The sequence below is a fragment of the Enterococcus sp. DIV0774 genome (assembly GCF_050539095.1).
GTDB lineage: Bacteria > Bacillota > Bacilli > Lactobacillales > Enterococcaceae > Enterococcus > Enterococcus faecalis.
This window is the reverse complement of sequence record NZ_CP172923.1, coordinates 1,110,279-1,128,623: the sequence shown is the minus strand read 5'-3', so window position 1 is coordinate 1,128,623 and position 18,345 is coordinate 1,110,279. Positions and strand designations below refer to the sequence as shown.

14 protein-coding genes and 1 riboswitch are annotated in these 18,345 nt (G+C 38.9%); of the genes, 1 reads left to right on the top strand and 13 read right to left on the bottom strand.

Translation table 11 applies throughout. The annotated features are described in order from the left end of the window. Window positions 1–65: 65 nt before the first annotated feature. The 5 genes from IGL86_RS05530 to IGL86_RS05510 form a co-directional block, all read right to left on the bottom strand. Window positions 66–848, bottom strand: coding sequence for a hypothetical protein (locus tag IGL86_RS05530; RefSeq protein ID WP_033625682.1), 783 nt, complete (start codon window positions 846–848; stop codon window positions 66–68). Between the two features lie 123 nt (window positions 849–971). Next, window positions 972–1,574 carry a dihydroxyacetone kinase subunit DhaL gene (gene dhaL / locus IGL86_RS05525; protein ID WP_002357759.1) on the bottom strand — a complete coding sequence of 201 codons (603 nt, stop codon included), beginning with the start codon at window positions 1,572–1,574 and terminating at the stop codon, window positions 972–974. Between the two features lie 12 nt (window positions 1,575–1,586). After that, window positions 1,587–2,570: a dihydroxyacetone kinase subunit DhaK gene (gene dhaK, locus IGL86_RS05520; RefSeq protein WP_002363860.1), complete on the bottom strand. Its 984-nt coding sequence runs from the start codon at window positions 2,568–2,570 to the stop codon at window positions 1,587–1,589. Continuing rightward, entirely contained in the window at window positions 2,571–2,969 is a 399-nt protein-coding gene (gene dhaM, locus IGL86_RS05515) for a dihydroxyacetone kinase phosphoryl donor subunit DhaM (RefSeq protein ID WP_002357762.1), read from the bottom strand. It lies immediately after the preceding gene. A gap of 12 nt (window positions 2,970–2,981) precedes the next feature. Further along, the gene (locus tag IGL86_RS05510; RefSeq protein WP_033625683.1) at window positions 2,982–4,121 is read right to left on the bottom strand and encodes a glycerol dehydrogenase; all 1,140 of its coding nucleotides are present in this window, start codon (window positions 4,119–4,121) and stop codon (window positions 2,982–2,984) included. 160 nt (window positions 4,122–4,281) lie between these two features. On the opposite strand from IGL86_RS05510, the gene IGL86_RS05505 reads away from it, so the two are divergent. Further along, a complete protein-coding gene (locus IGL86_RS05505) occupies window positions 4,282–5,268 on the top strand; it encodes a PocR ligand-binding domain-containing protein (protein ID WP_002382271.1) in 987 nt (328 codons plus the stop codon). 112 nt (window positions 5,269–5,380) lie between these two features. Here the strand turns inward: IGL86_RS05505 and lpdA are convergent, their stop codons facing one another. From lpdA to IGL86_RS05465, 8 genes are all read right to left on the bottom strand, one after another. After that, window positions 5,381–6,787: a dihydrolipoyl dehydrogenase gene (lpdA, locus tag IGL86_RS05500; protein ID WP_002357765.1), complete on the bottom strand. Its 1,407-nt coding sequence runs from the start codon at window positions 6,785–6,787 to the stop codon at window positions 5,381–5,383. Between the two features lie 7 nt (window positions 6,788–6,794). Continuing rightward, the gene (locus IGL86_RS05495; RefSeq protein WP_033624947.1) at window positions 6,795–8,411 is read right to left on the bottom strand and encodes a dihydrolipoyllysine-residue acetyltransferase; all 1,617 of its coding nucleotides are present in this window, start codon (window positions 8,409–8,411) and stop codon (window positions 6,795–6,797) included. A gap of 142 nt (window positions 8,412–8,553) precedes the next feature. Then, entirely contained in the window at window positions 8,554–9,531 is a 978-nt protein-coding gene (locus tag IGL86_RS05490) for an alpha-ketoacid dehydrogenase subunit beta (protein WP_002357767.1), read from the bottom strand. Between the two features lie 2 nt (window positions 9,532–9,533). Next, entirely contained in the window at window positions 9,534–10,649 is a 1,116-nt protein-coding gene (pdhA, locus tag IGL86_RS05485) for a pyruvate dehydrogenase (acetyl-transferring) E1 component subunit alpha (RefSeq protein WP_002357768.1), read from the bottom strand. 598 nt (window positions 10,650–11,247) lie between these two features. Continuing rightward, window positions 11,248–13,860 (bottom strand): magnesium-translocating P-type ATPase, encoded by a 2,613-nt coding sequence (gene mgtA, locus IGL86_RS05480; protein ID WP_002388982.1) that lies wholly within the window; start codon window positions 13,858–13,860, stop codon window positions 11,248–11,250. Between the two features lie 223 nt (window positions 13,861–14,083). Continuing rightward, window positions 14,084–14,251, bottom strand: a riboswitch (M-box (ykoK) riboswitch). A gap of 81 nt (window positions 14,252–14,332) precedes the next feature. Continuing rightward, a complete protein-coding gene (locus IGL86_RS05475) occupies window positions 14,333–14,914 on the bottom strand; it encodes a TMEM175 family protein (protein WP_033625424.1) in 582 nt (193 codons plus the stop codon). 169 nt (window positions 14,915–15,083) lie between these two features. After that, complete coding sequence (locus IGL86_RS05470; RefSeq protein ID WP_033625423.1) at window positions 15,084–16,697, bottom strand: glycoside hydrolase family 13 protein; 1,614 nt, start codon at window positions 16,695–16,697, stop codon at window positions 15,084–15,086. A 1-nt stretch (window position 16,698) separates the two neighbouring features. Next, window positions 16,699–18,324 (bottom strand): glycoside hydrolase family 13 protein, encoded by a 1,626-nt coding sequence (locus IGL86_RS05465; RefSeq protein WP_016626466.1) that lies wholly within the window; start codon window positions 18,322–18,324, stop codon window positions 16,699–16,701. Window positions 18,325–18,345: the final 21 nt, after the last annotated feature.

The window sequence follows — 18,345 nt, the reverse complement described above, 5'->3', positions numbered from 1 at the left end:
AATCCCCCGATTCAATCAACAAAAGAGCTAGACATTCAAGCAAAAACTTGAATGTCTAGCTCTTTTTATGAAAGCCAAACTTCTTTGACCCCGTCTGTCACGGCGATACCATCTGTCAAAGCTAAACGTTGTGAATAAGAAACGTAGCCATAATAAACATCAACACCGCCGCCATTGTTCCAAGTAACAGTGATTTTAACATTTGGAGTAATCGATTTTGTAGCTGGTTGGGTCGTCGGGCGATAACTAGTCGTATCATAACTTAAAATAGCGCCCGAAGCTCCACTTATTTCGGCTTTTCCTGTGTAAATTTCGCCATTCGTATTCGTCTGCGTGACCGCTCCATTCGCTTCAATGATTAAACCCGCTTGCTTTTGATCTCCTCGTGGATAATAAAAAAGATACGTGGTTGCCCATTTAGCAAATTCATCTGGAATTGGTTTAAGTGATTCCGTTGGTGCCGGACTCGACTTCGTTTGCTTTTCAACCGCGACTTCTTCTTGTCTTTTTAAGCCTTCATTATTTTGATTATTTAGTTTCTCAACCGTTTCTTTAACGATCGAATAGTGTGGTTTCCCTAAATCGCTAACAGGGATCGTAGCTAATTTTTCTTCTGATTCTTTATATTGCCCCTCTGCCGTTAACTTTTTAGCTTCTGTAATAATGGCATCATACTTGGTTTGGTCTACAGAAGAGGATGTGCTTTGTCCCGTAGCTTCGACTTGTTTTGTGACACTGGTTTTTTCCGTGGTCACGTCTGACGAATTTCCACAAGCACTTACAAACATTGAGCTAACGATTAATAAACATCCCACAATCACATGCTTTTTCATCTTTAAATCCCCCATTGGTCTATCTTTGTTATTTTTTGTTACTTAAATTATCCCATAGATGAACAAAAGAAACCATTATTTATAAAAAAGTTTAGCAAGCGCTTCAAGAGAGGCACTTGCTAAACTTTTTTCTCACTGTTATTGATTGATTACTTTGACTAGTTCTTCAAATAATAATGCACTAGATGCTGCTCCTGGATCAATATGACCAATTGCTCGTTCCCCTAAATAAGAGGCACGTCCTTTTTTCGCCACCCAATCTTTTGTTGCTTCAGCAAATTGTTCAATTTTTTCTTCATTAAATTGTTCCGTTCCAATTACTTCAGCAACAGGTGCCCAGACATCAACCATCGTTTTATCTCCTGGTTCAGCTTTGCCACGCATCTGAATCCCAGCTAGACCTTGCTGAACAATTTCTTTTAATTGCTCTGGCGAACTGATGGTTTCCAAATCTTTTGTCGCTTTAGTCATATTCATAAACGCAGTACCATATAAAGGACCAGAAGCTCCGCCAACTTTTGAAATCAAGGCCATGGATAGGACTTTAAATGTCTCCGTGATTGTTGTTGGTACTTTTTTGTCAAACGCAATTTTGTATTCAGCCATACCACGAGCCATGTTGTTACCGTGATCCCCATCACCAATCGGCGTGTCTAATTCACTTAGATAGTCTTTTTTTTCTTCGATAACTTTTGAATAATTGTCTAACCATGTTTGAATGTCTTGTACTGTTAATTCCATCTTTTATCACCCTTACCAAGAAATTGTTGTTACATTGCTTTCTAGCGCTGTTTGCCAGTCTTTTGTCGCCAAGTCAATCATCGTTAAAGATAATCCTTGCATGTCAATAGACGTCATATAGTTACCCACTTTATGGAAGGTCACTTGAACACCTTTATCTTCTAATAATGTTAGCACGTCGTTCATAAATACAAATTGTTCCATTAATGGCGTGCCGCCCATGCCATTGACAAGTACCCCCACTGTTTGTGGTTGTTGTTCATAGCTACTTAATGTTTTTTCAACTAATTCTTTCGCTAACTCTTTCGATGGTTGGATTTTTTCACGACGATAGCCTGGTTCTCCGTGAATCCCTACGCCAAATTCAATTTCATCTTCTGGTAAAGTAAAACCTGGTTTGCCAACTTCAGGCACAGTGGCTGCTTTTAAAGCCACTCCAATTGTTTTCGTGGCTGATACAATCTTTTCTCCTAAAGAAACGAGCTCTTCTAAAGAAGCACCTTGGCGGGCATGATGTCCTAAAATTTTATGGACAAGAACAGTCCCGGCAACGCCTCGTTTTCCAGCGGTATAGGTGCTATCTTCGACAGCAATATCGTCATCGACAACGACCATTTCTACATGAATGTCTTCCATATCAGCCATATCTTTGGCCATTTCAAAGTTCAAAATATCGCCTGTATAATTTTTTACGATTAACAGAACACCGGCCCCTTGGTCTGCCGCTTGGATCCCTGTTAAAATTTGATCTGGTGTTGGTGAAGTAAAGACATCACCTAAAACTGCGGCATTTAACATTCCATCACCAACAAACCCAGCATGTGCAGGCTCATGACCACTTCCGCCACCAGATACTAACCCAACTTGTTTGTTTGAGTCGTTGCGAGCAATCACGCGAGAATCTTCGACTTGATGAACAAGGTTTCCATAGCTTTTCACAATTCCTTGGAGCATTTCTTCGACAATTTTACCAGGTTCATTAATAATTTTTTTCATTTAGTTCCACCCTTTCTTACCAGCATTTTGAGCTTCTGCTAAAATTTGCGTCAAATCATCTGAGACACCTGCAGTAATTGCTGCCGCAAAGGCACCTTCAACCAATGGTGCATCGACTAAATGATAATGTTTCTGTTGGTCTTCTTCTAGCATATCAAAAGCTAATTCTGAACTTAAAACGGCACTGCCTAAATCGGCAAAAATTAAAAATTCTCGGTCAGAGTCCGCTTCGTTAATCGTGTCAATGATTTTCATTGGATCTGAACCTAATGAACCATCTGATGTACCACCAAGTGAATGAATTGTAATTTCTTCACTGGCGTTCATCTGTTCAATCATCTCTTTAATACCATCTGTAATCATTTTGCTATGTGAAACGAGTAAAATATCTGCTTTCATGTGGACACTTCCTTAATCTAATTTATGTCTTGTTTTATATTCTTGTCCGACTTTATCTGCAACAATGATTGCATTCGCTACTTCTTCAACGACAATTGGGAATGGCATTGAATGAATTGATTCTTCTGGAATGCAAGCAATTTTGGCTACTTCCAACGCTTCTTCATAAGTGATTTCATCGACACCAATGTCTGAAAGCGTTAATGGTAAACCTACAGAAGCGCTAAAGTCTAAAACAGCTTCTAATTCGTCTTTTGCTGCATCTTCTAATACAAGTTGTGCAATCGTTGCAAAGGCTACTTTTTCACCATGTAAATAACTGTGCGCATCAGGTAAGACTGTCATACCGTTATGAATCGCATGCGCTGCAGCTAAACCGCCACTTTCAAAACCTAAGCCTGAAAGTAAGATATTTGTTTCGATAATCTTATTCAATGATTCAGTAACCACATTTGCATCACAAGCTAATTTCGCTTTTAACCCATCTTCCTGGAGGTTTTCCCAGCAAAGTTTTGCCATGGCCAAAGCTGCATATGTGCCGCTAGCAGCAGGCGTTAAGCCTTCTCTTGAACCCATTGGCAAACTAGCATTAACCCGAGAATATGAATTGTGTGTTGCGCGTGCTTCAAAATATGTGGATAAGGCATCCCCCATTCCAGCAACTAAAAATCTAGTTGGCGCTTTGGCAACCACTTTTGTATCAACCATAACGACGCTTGGACTTTGTTTAAAGTAAGCATAATCATCAAATGAGCCATCTTCATGATATAGTACAGCTGAATGCGAAGTTGGTGCATCTTGAGCCGCAATCGTTGGTACAATAATTAAGTTTTCACCTTCTGCTACGACTTTTGAAGCATCGATTGCTTTACCGCCACCTAAACCAATGATACAGTCTGCTTGTTCTTTTTGTCCAACGTTTTGCAAGCGCTTTGTTTCTTCACGCGTTACTTCTCCACTAAAGCCACCCTCTACGAATGTAATGTCAAACTTTTTCGCTGTTTCTTCCAATTGTGGACGTACACGATCAACGTCAGCAGGATTTGCAATTAGTAACGCTTTTTTTCCAAAAGTTGAAACGAAGTAACCTAAGTTTAGTAATTCATCTTCCCCTTGAACATATTTCGTTGGTAAAATCAATGCTTTTCTCATGTTGATAGCCTCCTATATTTTGTTTACATACATAGTATAAAACGCTTTCATCAAAAAAGCATTGAACTTTTGGTATCGTTTTCTTGCAAAAAATGATAGAATTATTTTGTGAAATAATAAAATATTATGATTTTTAAACTTTAGATTGAAGGATTGCCTTATGACTGTAGAATTAAAAAATATTTTAGATTTAGAAAAGTGGGAAAAATTGCAAGAATCATTGGCCTTAAGCACTCGTTTAGCCATTATTTTAGTCGATTATAAAGGTCGACCTGTGACGAAACATAGTCAAGTTCAACCCTTTTGCCAACTGGTACGTCACTCCCCTGAGCTCTCGAAACTTTGTGAAAAATGTGATGCTCGTGGTGGCTTGGAAGCTGTTCGCACTGGTCAGCCTTTTATCTACCGTTGTCACTTTAACATCGTTGATATGGCCATCCCCATTATTGTTGATGACCAGTATGTAGGAGCCATTATGGCTGGTGAAGTTTTGCTCGAAGATCACCAAGAAGAGTTAGAACAGGTTTTAACCATGAATGATGCCTTCATTCAAGAATTTTTAGTAACACACCAAGAGCTGTATCAACAATACCCTGTTTTAGAACTAGCAGACTTAGAAAAGAGCGCGACATTAATCGCTGATCTAAGCCAATATATTATTTCTGAAGCCATCAAAAAAGATTATTTAATCAATACGTACAAACAATCCTTACAGATTAGTTCGCGAAAAGAAGAGCTGGAGCCATTGAATATGATCCAAAAAGATATTCAACAAACTTTATTAACTGCTCAATTAACTCCTTCAAGTGCCTATCAAACTAAAAATAAGCAATTACAACCGGTTTTAGATGCCCTTTGGGAAAACAAATCGCTGCGTTTAAATTTACAAGAACTGGCAGACCTTGTTCATTTGACACCGACGTATTTAAGTCGTTTATTAAAAGAGGAGTTTGGTATTCCCTTTAGTCAATTTTATCGACAATTAAAAATCACATGGGCTAAACAGCTTCTTTTGGAGACAGATAAAACAATTGCCCAAATCAGTGAAGATTTAGGGTTTGTTGAAGATAGCTATTTTGTCCGGATCTTTAAACAAGAAACGGGTGAAACACCCCTTAAATACCGTAAAAGAAAGAACAGAGCATAAAAAAACAACGACTCCTAGAAGTCGTTGTTTTTTTACACCTTTTGCTCTTGCTGTGGCTAATGCAACAAGTGCAAAAGGCGCATTATATCTGTCGTGCGACAAAGTGATACTATTAAATATGAATTGGTAAACCTAAAGCCAATTCAGCTGTATCCATAGTGATTTCGCCCAATGATGGGTGTGGGTGGATTGTTAAAGCAATGTCTTCTGCATTCATGCCAGATTCAATAGCTAAAGCTAATTCAGAAATCATGTCACTTGCACCGACACCGGCAATTTGTGCACCGATGATGACATTGTCTTCTACAGTTGTAACTAAACGCATGAATCCTTCAGTTTTATCTAAAGAGATTGCACGGCCGTTACCAGCAAATGGGAATTTGTAGCCTTTTGCTTCGATTCCCGCTTCTTTTGCTTCTGCAACAGTCATACCAACGCTTGCCAATTCTGGATCAGTAAAGGCAACAGCTGGCATTGCTTTGTAATCAACTGCAACTTTCTTACCAGAAATTGCTTCAGCAGCAATTTTTGCTTCGTAGCTTGCTTTATGCGCTAACGCAGCACCTGGTACGATGTCGCCGATTGCGAAGATGTTTTTCACGTTAGTACGTCCTTGGTTGTCAACTGGGATTAAACCACGTTCGCCAATTTCAACGCCCGCTTGTTCTAAGCCTAAGTCGTCTGTGTTTGGACGACGTCCAACAGTGACCATTACGTAATCTGCTTCAACACTTTCTTCTTTTCCGTTAACTTCATATTTAACAGTGACGCTATCGCCATTGTCAACAGCTTCTTTAGCCATTGCAGAAGTCACGATTGTTACGTTTTTCTTCTTGAAGTCGTCTGTGACAACTTTAACCATATCTTTTTCATAAGTTGGTAAAATTGATGGGCTACCTTCTAAAATTGTTACTTCTGAACCTAAGTTAGCATAAGCGCCACCTAATTCAGCACCGATGACACCGCCACCGATAATAACGAATTTTTTAGGAACTTCTTTTAAGTTTAAACCGCCTGTAGAATCTAACACGCGTCCGCCAAATTTGAATCCTGGGATTTCAATTGGACGAGAACCTGTTGCTACAATAGCATTATTGAATGAGTAAGTTTGTGCTGAGTCTGGGTGAATAACACGCAATGTATTTTCGTCAACGAAGAATGCTTCGCCTTCAATAATTTCCACTTTGTGTTTTTTCAATAACATGCCAACGCCGCCTGTTAATGATTTAACAACTGTGTTATCTTTCCAGTCTTGTGTTTTGGCAAAGTCTAATTCGACTCCTTTAGCTGTTACACCAAAAGTTGAAGAATCTTGTGCTTCTTGGTAATGATGTCCAGCAGCAATTAAAGCTTTTGAAGGAATACATCCAACGTTTAAACAAACGCCTCCGATGTATTCACGTTCGATAATCGCAACTTTTTGACCCATTTCTGCGGCACGAATTGCGGCAACGTATCCTCCAGGACCAGCTCCGATTACGACTGTATCTAGTTCAATGGCGAAATCTCCTACTACCATTTGTTAATCATCCTTCCATTAATAGTAATTCTGGATCAGCTAATAAGCGTTTAATGTTGTTCATTGCTTTTTGAGCAGTTGCGCCGTCAACGATACGGTGGTCAAAGCTTAATGATAATTTCATCATGCGTCCCACAACGATTTCGCCGTCTGCATTAACAACTGGTTCTTGTGCAATTGTACCAACGCCTAAAATAGCAACTTCAGGGTAGTTGATTACTGGTGTAAACCAGCCGCCACCGACTGAACCAATGTTACTAATTGTGATTGTACCATCACGCATATCTTGTGCAGTTAATTTGCCTTCGATAGCCAATGCTGCTTTTTCGTTGATTTCATCAGCGATAGCAAACATGCTCTTCGTATTAGCATTTTTAACATTTGGTACATATAAGCCATGATCTGTATCAGTAGCGATACCAATGTTAAAGTAATTTTTGTAAACAATTTCTTGTGCTGCATCATCGATTGATGCATTCAAGATTGGGAATTTTTGAACAGTTGAAGTCAATGCTTTTACAACGTATGGTAAGAATGTTAATTTTGTACCATTTGCAGCAGCAACATCTTTAAATTTCTTACGGTGATCCCATAATTTAGAAACTTCTACTTCATCATGTAATGTTACGTGAGGAGCAGTGTGTTTGCTGTTAACCATTGCTTTAGCAATTGCTTTACGTGTTGGTGTCATTTTTTCACGTGTTTCCATTTCGCCTAAATCAGAAGTAAAGGCTTTTGGCGCTGCTTTAGGTGCTGCTTCCGCTTTAGGTGCTGCTTCTGTTGCGGCAGCTTCAGTAGCTGGTGCTGCTTGAGAGCCACCAGAAACAAAGGCATCAATATCCGCTTTAATGACACGGCCACCTTTACCAGTTGCAGTTACTTGTGTAATATCAACGTCTTTTTCACGCGCATACTGACGAACAGATGGCATTGCTAAAACGCGTTTGTTTGGATCAGCGGCTGCAACTACGCCTGTTGAAGCGGCTGGAGCTGATGCTTCCGCTTTAGGAGCGTCAGTAGCTGGTGCTGCGGCTGCCGGTGCTGCTGAATTATGACCAGGTGCGTCAATTTCAACTAACACGTCACCAACATTGGCAACTGTTCCTTCTGGTACAACGATATTTTTTACAGTACCTGTTACTGGTGATGGAATTTCTTCTACTGATTTGTCATTTTGTACTTCTAATAATGAATCATCTTCATTAATTGTGTCGCCAGCTTTAACGAACCATTTAACGATTTCGCCTTCGGCAATTCCTTCACCGATGTCTGGTAATTTGAATTGGAAAAATCCGCCAGCTGCTTCTGTTGTTGGTACAGCAGCAGGTTGTGCTGGTGTTTGTTCTTGTGCAGGAGCTGCTGGTGCTGCATCGTTATCTTCGTGACCAGGTGCGTCGATTTCGATTAACACGTCACCAACGTTTGCAACTGTTCCTTCTGGTACAACGATATTTTTTACAGTACCTGTTACTGGTGATGGAATTTCTTCCACTGATTTGTCATTTTGTACTTCTAATAACGTATCGTCTTCGTTGATTGTATCGCCAGGTTTTACAAACCATTTAACGATTTCGCCTTCGGCAATCCCTTCACCGATATCCGGTAATTTAAACTGATAAGCCATTTTTTAAGTCTTCCCTTCTTCGTTGGATCTGTCTATTTTCTTAGGAGCAAAACGCGGGGAAACGACTATAGTAGCTGAACATTTCATGCCTATAGCCGTATTCCACCTGTTTAATTCTTCGTTTATCTACTTCGAATAACTATTAAAATTCGACGATTTCTCTAGCTTTTGCTTCGATATCTTTCGCATTTGGTAACCAGATATTTTCTGCTTGTCCGAATGGGAAGATTGTATCTGGAGCAGATACACGTCCGATTGGTGCTTCTAATGATAATACGGCACGTTCAGAAATTTCAGAAACAACCATAGCGCCAACGCCAGCTTGTTTTTGTGCTTCTTGAACGACAACCACACGGCCAGTTTTTTCAACAGAGTTAATAATTGTTTCCACATCTAAAGGAGCCACTGTACGTAAGTCAATGATTTCTGCTGAAATATTGTCTTTCGCTAAGCTATCAGCTGCTTTAATCGCTTCACGAACCATAGCGCCGTAAGTGATGATTGATACGTCTGTTCCTTCACGAGTTACAGCCGCTTTATCTAAAGGCACTTCATAAGCTTCGTCTGGCACTTCCTCACGGAATGAACGGTATAATTTCATGTGCTCTAAGTAGACAACTGGATCGTTGCTACGAATAGATGAAATTAATAGTCCTTTTGCATCGTAAGGGTTTGATGGAATAACAACACGAACACCTGGTGATTGTGCGATTAATCCTTCTAAGTTATCTGAGTGAAGTTCTGGTGTATGAACACCACCACCAAATGGGGCACGAACAGTAATTGGCATATTACGAGTTCCACCCATACGGTAACGCGTACGAGCCATTTGACCAACGATTTCGTCAAATACTTCAAAAACGAAACCAAAGAATTGGATTTCAGGAACTGGACGGTAACCTTGCAAGGCAAGACCGAAAGCCAATCCACCGATACCAGATTCAGCTAAAGGTGTATCGAAGACGCGGTCTTCACCAAATTTTTCTTGTAAACCTTCAGTTGCACGGAAAACCCCACCGTTGTTACCAACGTCTTCACCGAAGATTAAGACATTTTCGTCTTTCTCTAATTCAAGAGCTAAGGCATCTGTAATTGCTTGGATCATAGTTTTTTGTGCCATTTTTATTTCGACTCCTTCGCTTCATAAAATGCAATTTGTTCTTTAATTGTTTGAGGTTGAACTTCAAACATATTTTTCAAGAAATCAGAAACTTTTTGTTTTGGCGCTTTATCCGCTTCTGCAATCGCTACTTTGATTTCTTCTTTTGTTTTTTCAATAATTTCTTCTTCTTTTGCCTCAGACCATAAGCCTTTATCTGTTAGATATTTACGGAAACGAGTCAATGGATCTTTTTGTACCCATTCGTCATCCATTTCTTTTGAACGGTAACGTGTTGGATCGTCTCCAGATAAAGTATGTGGACCATAACGATAAGTTAATGTTTCAATTAAAACTGGACCGTTTCCTGCAGCTGACCAATCGCGTGCTTCTTTTGCAATTGCGTAAACTGCTAATGGATCCATACCATCAACTTGAATACCAGGAATTCCTGCTGCAACAGCTTTTTGAGCTAAAGTTTTAGCCGCTGTTTGTTTTTCACGAGGTGTAGAAATCGCAAAACCATTGTTTTGGATAATGAAGACACCATTTGCTTGGTAAGCACCAGCAAAGTTAATTGCTTCATAGAAGTCCCCTTGTGAAGAACCGCCGTCACCAGTATAAGTGAAGACAACATTTTCTTTTCCACGTTTTTTCAATCCTAAAGCAACACCAGCTGCTTGGATGTATTGAGCACCAATGATAATTTGTGGTGGTAATGCATTTAAATCTTCCGCGTAGTAGTTCCCTGCTACGTGACCACGAGACCATAAGAAAGCTTCTCTTAATGGTAAACCATGTTGTACTAATTGAGGTACATCACGGTAACCTGGTAGTAAGTAGTCTTCTTTTTCCATTGCAAATTGACTTGCCAATTGGCTTGCTTCTTGTCCAGCTGTTGGCGCGAAGAATCCTAAGCGTCCTTGACGGTTTAATGCAGTAGAACGTTGGTCTAACACACGAGACCAAACCATGCGTGTCATTAATTCAACTAATTCCTCATCCGATAAATCAGGTACTAAATCTTCATTCACAATTTTTCCATCTTGATCCAAGATTTGGAAAGTTGGGAAATCAGCGTCGACTTTAGCCATTAGCTCTTTAAAGTCAATAGGTTTTTGTTTCTTAGCCTTTGCCATTTTGTCACACAATCCTCTCTATTACGTTTCTTTAATTTCGATAAAAGTAAAACAGAGTGCGAAACTGTATTACTTTTTATCGACTACACTTAACAAATTATCACTAAATTCGAAAAAGCGCAAGAAAAAAACTCTAATTTCTTCATTTTTTCACAAAAGAGCAAAACCGCATGTTTTTGCGTTTTAGTGATAATTTTCACAAACAAGAAAACGGTTTCTGTTCCACACTTCTTCTGTACTATTTTTCTCCTAACTGTTATATTCTATTTTGAAAATATTATATAACAGTTCTATTAATTCGAGCCCCCTCATCCCCGAGCTGGCTAGTAATCTGATTTCCGAACTTTGCGTTTTCATGAAAATTATCTTGAAAAAACCAAAAAATAAAAACCGTCAGCCGAGTAACCTACTCAGCATGCGGTTTTTTATTTTTTAGAGAACAAAGTTTTTTTTCGTTAATTTTTATTTTTTTGGCTCGTTTTTTTGCCAAATACTTTACCTTAGGTTTTATCACGAACATTCATTGCTTAAAATCACCAAATTTTCGCAAAACGAGTAATACAGCTTAGCAAATTCTTTTCTCTTTCAGTAGATTTTACTAAATCCATTCCTTGGTAATTTTAATATATAAACGTTTAGCTACTTCAACAGTTAACATGTACGCAATGATGATTCCAAAGAACCATGGCCAGTAGTTAGCCGGAAGTTTCACAAAGTCAAAAACCTCTCTTATAGGCGTTGCTACAATCAAGAAACCGAGTAAAATCGCGCCTAAACTACTTAACATCACAGGCATTGACGCACGACTTTGAATGAATGGTATTTTCCGCGTCCGGACCATATGAACAACTAACGTTTGACTAACAAGTCCCACCATAAACCAACCTGTTTGGAATAAATGTTGAGTTGCCAAACTATTGGCGCTAAACACAAACCACATGACAAGATACGTTAGAATATCGAAAATACTACTTACCGGGCCAATACATACCGTAAATTTCGCTAGTCCGTTCGTTTCCCACCGAACAGGGCTTAATAACTCTTCTTCATCGACATTATCCCAAGGAATTGTCAACTGAGCTACATCATAAATCAAATTTTGAATCAAGAGTTGTAAGGAAAGCATTGGTAGAAATGGTAAAAAGGCACTGGCTACTAAAATTGAAAAGACATTCCCAAAATTAGAACTGATGGTAATTTTAATATATTTCATCATATTGCTAAATACTTTTCGTCCTTCAATCACACCAGATTCCAGTACATTTAAACTTTTTTCCAGTAAAATAATCGAGCTAGCATCTTTAGTAATATCAGCTGCAGTATCTACTGAAATGCCCACATCAGCTTTTCGTAATGCCGGTGCATCATTAATGCCATCCCCCATAAAACCAACCGTATGACCTTTTGCTTGTAGCAATTCAATAATTTTAGATTTTTGCATCGGATTTAATTTGGCAAATAAATTAGTTTCTTCTACTTGCGCCCGCAACTCTTCATCTGTCATTGCTTCAATTTGAGAACCTAATAACACATGGGAAACTTCAATACCTACATCTTTACAGACTTTTTTGGCGACAATGTCATTATCGCCCGTTAGCACTTTCACGTTGACACCATGTTCATGTAAGGAGCGGATAGCGCTGACGGCTGACTCTTTTGCTGGATCAAGAAAACCCATAAATCCAATCAATGTCATCTCTTTTTCATCTTCAACTGAATAAACTGCTTCTTTATGGACATCTTTTTTTACAGCTACCGCTAACACACGCATCCCTTGTTTGTTCATTTGAACATTCACTCGGCGTAGTTCTTCTCGTACAGCAGTGCTTAATGGTACAATTTCGCCATTAATTTGCGCATGCGTGCACACTTCTTCCATTTCTTCCACGGCGCCTTTCGTAATCATCAATTGATGATCATCTGCATTCACGACAACCGTTAAGCGGCGTCTGGAAAAATCAAAAGGAATTTCATCAATTTTAGTGACATTTTTAAACGGCGTTTTCCATTGATGCTCTTCATAAAAATTAATAACGGCAATATCCATTAAATTTTTCCAACCTGTTTGATAAGAAGAATTTAAGTAGGCTAAATTTAGAACCTCGTCACTCAAATCACCTAATGGATTCAAATGTTGAACCAAAACTACACGATCTTCGGTAATCGTTCCAGTTTTATCTGTACAGAGCACATCCATACCACCCAAATTTTGGATAGCCGCTAATTCTTTAACAATGACTTTATGTTTCGATAAGGATAATGCACCCTTGGCTAAGTTACTCGTAACAATCATTGGCAACATTTCTGGTGTCAAACCAACTGCAACGGCAATCGCGAAGAAAAACGCTTCGCCCCAAGCACCTTTAGTTAAACCATTAATCAAGAAAACGATTGGAAACAAAATCATTACCATTCGTAATAAAAACTTACTGACTTTTGCTAAGCCTAAGTCAAAACTAGTTTTTCCTCGTTGTGTTGTAGCATTTTTAGCAATATCACCAAAAAATGTATGTTGCCCAGTTTTTAAAATAATCGCTTTTCCTTGTCCACTCAAGACATCTGTGCCCATAAACACTAGGTCTTGCATATCTAATGCAGAAACCTCTGTTTGTTGACGATCCACACCTGCATCCACAAATTTTTCAACAGGCATGGATTCGCCTGTTAGCGACGATTGATTAACGAATAAATCTTTGGTCCAAATCAACACGGCATCTGCAGGAATCATGTCTCCTGTAGCTAAAGTTACAATGTCTCCTGGAACAATTTCGTCCATTGGAATTTCTTTCGTAATCCCTTCCCGTGTCACTGCAGCGGTGTTTTCAATTAATTCTTTTAAATCCAAACTCGCTTTTTGAGAACGATATTCTTGTATAAAAGCAATCAAGACACTGGCTAAAATCATCACGCCCATCACGATAGCGGCTTCGAAATCTTTCGTTAAAGTTGAAACGACCATCAATAAGGCTAAGACATAGACAAATGGATCTTTGAATGCACTTAAAAATAAAATAATTGCTGGGGTTGGCTTTTGTGCAGAAACTTCGTTTGGTCCAAATTCCTCTAATCTTTTTTCGGCATCTTCATTCGAGAGTCCTTTTTCAGATGTCCGTAATTCCATCATTAATTCCCGTTCAGAAAGCAACGCCAATTTACGTAATTCTTGATCTTTGGTTGCTTTTCTCATATCCATTGTTTTTTTGTTCATCATTTTCTTTTCCTCCAAGGTTGTGGTCACCTGCCGAAAAGAGTGCTAAAATCTTCTCCTTTCGTTGGTGACTGTATTTTGTTTCTCTGTTCACTTCCAGGGTCTTCCATGACAGTCATCCTTTCTTTTTCTTATTTATACTTCCAGTGAATAATTGCTTTTTTGCCAAACACACAAAAAAGGACCTACTCAACAATAGAGTACGTCCCAAAATACCATCTTTAAATAAGATTCTCTATCGTTGAGCTTTAGCACTATAGGGCGTAGATAACATGTATCAGCTACATTATGAATAACCTTCACGATTATTCCTGTTCAACCAACTAAGGGTCTCTCGATCCTTTCGCGGCAGCAGCATTTGTCCAAATAGGAGCCTCACCTAACAATTATTCAGTTTTTATCCACTTCTTATAATAGAGGAGTTTGACATTCTTGTCAAAAGATTTATGACTTTTTTGTTATAAATAAAAAATAACTACTTTAAAGTTTCCTTTATTTCTGCTTTTCGCTCAGGAATAAACCACATGACTAAAACAATCGTATCAATAATCAGAACAGCGATTGGCGCTACCAGTTTACCCACAATCAACGCAATAATATTCAACACAATCGAAAGCGTTAATTTTGGATAGTGGCCAAACAAACGTTGTACTTCGGATTTGGGCCCATTTGCCTGAATCAATGCCCGCACCACTAGATAATAAGCAACATCAGCTCCTAATACTACTAAGCCATACAAAGCTTGTGGCGGCCAAGAAAACGGATGTTCACCTACCCAACCAGTAACAAACGGGAAAAACGTCAACGTCAAAATTAGAAAATTATTCATCCAAAGGACACGTCCATCAATTTTACGGACACTTTGAAATAAATGATGATGATTGTTCCAGTAAATTAATAAAGTAACAAAACTAATTAAATAAATAATGATTTTGTGTCCAGATTGAGTCAGAGCAGACCAATCTGCTTTTTCAGGAATTTTTAATTCTAAAATTAATAACGTTAAAATAATCGCAATGACTGCATCTGTAAATGCTTCTACACGTGTTTTCAGCATCATTTCCCCCTACTTTCATAAAATTAAATAACTTACCCAAAGTAAGTATAACGCATTTCTGTAAAAATTCAATTATTTATGAAGTCTCTCGGTTGTTGAAGTTCCTAAAAACGAGTGCAAGAGTCCTACTTAAAAGTAAGCCTCTTGCACTCATTATAGAACAAATCAGTTATTGGAAGACCCCTGCCTGATAAGGTGCTAACCGCATCCGTTTCTCCACTGTAAACTCTTGGTTTCCTAACAATTGTTGCCACTTTCTGCCTAGTAATTTATTCGGCAAGTCAAATTGGCACTTTTCTCCACTTAAATTGACAATCACTAACGCTGTTGCCTCAGTTGTTTTTCTTAAAAAAGCAAAAACAGACGGATGATTGGGCGCTAATAGTTCAAACTGTCCATCTGTAAAGACTGGATTTTCTTTCCGCAGCGCAATTAACTTTTTATAATAATTCAACACGGATTGCGCATCCGTTTCTTGGTCAGCCACATTTATTTCTTTGAAATTGGGATGAATTGCTAACCACGGATGCCCCGAGGTGAATGAACTTGCCTCTTGATTCGTCCACTGCATAGGCGTACGCGAATGGTCCCGCGTCCAATGCGCCACTTCTTTTAATGCTTGTTTCGCATCGTAGCCATTTTCTATAAGCAAACGATAATGGTTATGGGAATCTTTAGCATCTAACTCGTCAATCTGTTGAAACGGATAATTAACCATGCCGATTTCCTGTCCTTGATAAATAAACGGCGTTCCTCGCAAGAGCAAGGCGATTGTTCCAATCGCCTTAGCAGAATGAGAGGTTTCATCGCCTAAAATTGAATTGATTCTGGGATTATCATGATTTTCTACATATAATGCATTCCAGCCTTCTGTCCCTAAATGCTTTTGCCAGCGAGCCATTACTTTTTTATAGCCTAAAATATTTAACCGTTCTTCTCCTGGCTTTCCTTCTCGAACATTGTGCTCTAATTCAAAAATCATATTTAGATAGCCCGTATCATTGGTCCATTCCACCGCTTTTTTACTTGAAACACCACTAGCTTCCCCCACTGTCATGATGTCATACTCAGCAAAAATAGCTTTCAAATCCAGCATATAGTCTTCAATGCCTTTTACATTCATAAAGGGAGCCCACGGATTCGTGGTAATTTTAAAATCCCAAGGTTCTTTTTGGATATGACTAATCGCATCCAATCGGAAACCATCAATTCCCAAATCTAACCACCAGCGAATCATCGCATAAATCTCTTCACGAACTTTAGGATTTTTCCAGTTCAAATCAGGTTGCTCTTTTGCAAACACATGAAAATATGCTTGCTTTGTACCCTCGTCATACGTCCAAGTCGAGCCACCAAAAAAGCTTTGCCATTCATTCGGCATACGTTCTGGTGTCGCATCGGCCCATAAATAATACTCACGATACGGATTATCTAAACTTTTTTTCGCTTCAACAAACCACGGATGTTGATCACTTGTATGATTGACTACCAGATCAAGAATAATCTTCAAATCTAATTGATGCGCTTGATCCAAAAGTTCTTGAAAATCTTCCATCGTACCAAATTCTGGCTGAATCCCTTGATAATCCGCAATATCATAACCATTGTCAACGTTTGGCGAAGTGTAAATCGGATTTAACCATAAAAAATCGACCCCTAGTTCTTTTAAATACGGTAATTTCTCAATAATTCCCTGCAAATCACCAATGCCATCCCCGTTGCTATCTTTAAAACTCCGAGGATAAATTTGATAACCGACAGCATTTTTCCACCATTGGTCCATCTTATTGACTCACTTTCACAACAAATGCTTGCCAAGGCGCTAACGAATAATCTGCTAAAGCAGTGACATCTGTCGGCATATTTTCAATCATTACTTGTTCTACATGAACGTCTGCAGAAAATGGCTGAACTTTGTCAGAAAAGTTCGTTACAACAAGCCAGCGTTCCTCACCATAGGTACGATAAAAACTGATCACTTCGTCCACTGTTTCTAGCAATTCAAAGTTGCCCCAAACAATTAAAGGATGTTCTTTTCTCAAACGAATCATTTCTTGGTACGTATAGAATAGTGAATTTTTATCTGCCAAAGCAGCAGCGACGTTAATCGTTTGATAATTGGGATTAACATCAATCCAAGGTGTACCCGTCGTAAAGCCCGCATTTTTTTCAGCGGTCCACTGCATAGGCCGGCGTGCATTGTCGCGACCTTTAGTATTAATTTTCAGCAAAATTTCTTCTTTAGAATATCCTTTTTCTAGATACTCATGGTACATGTTAATCGTTTCGATGTCCCGCGCTTCACGAATATCTGTAATCGGCGTATTGGTCATACCAATTTCTTCCCCTTGATAAATATAAGGTGTGCCTTTCATCATGTGCAGTAAAATAGCGAATAACTTACTACTTTCCAACCAATGTTCCTGATCATTTCCCCAACGTGAAATCATTCTCGGTAAATCATGGTTATTCCAAAATAAAGAATTCCAGCCATCATTTCCTAATTCTGTTTGCCATTTTGCAAAAACCTGTTTCAACTTGGCAACTTCCATTGGCTGAAGGTCCCATTTTTCTTTACCTGGTTGTTGATCCAAGCTCATATGTTCAAACTGAAAAATCATAGATAATTCATGACGCTCTGGACTAGAGTACATTTTTGCAATCTCAGGTGTGGCCCCCCATGTTTCACCTACAGTTAACAGCTCTTTGCCGCCAAATGTCGCGGCGTTCATTTCTTGTAAATAACGATGTAAATGAGGTCCATTCGCGGTGATCTCTTCTCCTGGAATTTTACCCACTAAGTCAATTACATCTAAACGGAAACCGCCAATTCCTTTATCAATCCAAAAATTCATCATCTCGTAAACCGACTGACGCATTTGTTGGTTTTCCCAATTTAAATCTGGTTGTTTTTTACTAAACAAATGCAAATAGTATTGCCCACTCGCTTCATCAAACGTCCACGCCGAACCCGAAAAGGCAGATTTCAATCGGTTAGGCACACCGCCATCTGAAGCAGGATCAGCCCATACATAATAGTCTCGGTAGGGGTTCTCCTTGCTTTTTTTCGCTTCAATAAACCAACGATGTTCATCTGACGTATGGTTAACCACTAAATCCATAATAATTTCAATCTTTCGCTTTTTCGCTTCCTCAATTAGACGATCCATATCCGCCATCGTCCCAAACTCTGTCATAATCGCTTCATAATCAGAAATATCATAACCATTGTCATCATTGGGTGATTGATAAACTGGTGATAACCAAATAGCCCCAATGCCTAACGTTTCCAAATAATCCAATTTTTCAATAATTCCTGGTAAATCTCCAATGCCATCTCCATTGCTATCCTTAAAACTGCGAGGATAAATCTGATAAACCACGACTTCTTGCCACCAATGTTTTTCCATTCTTCTTCACATTCCTTTGCT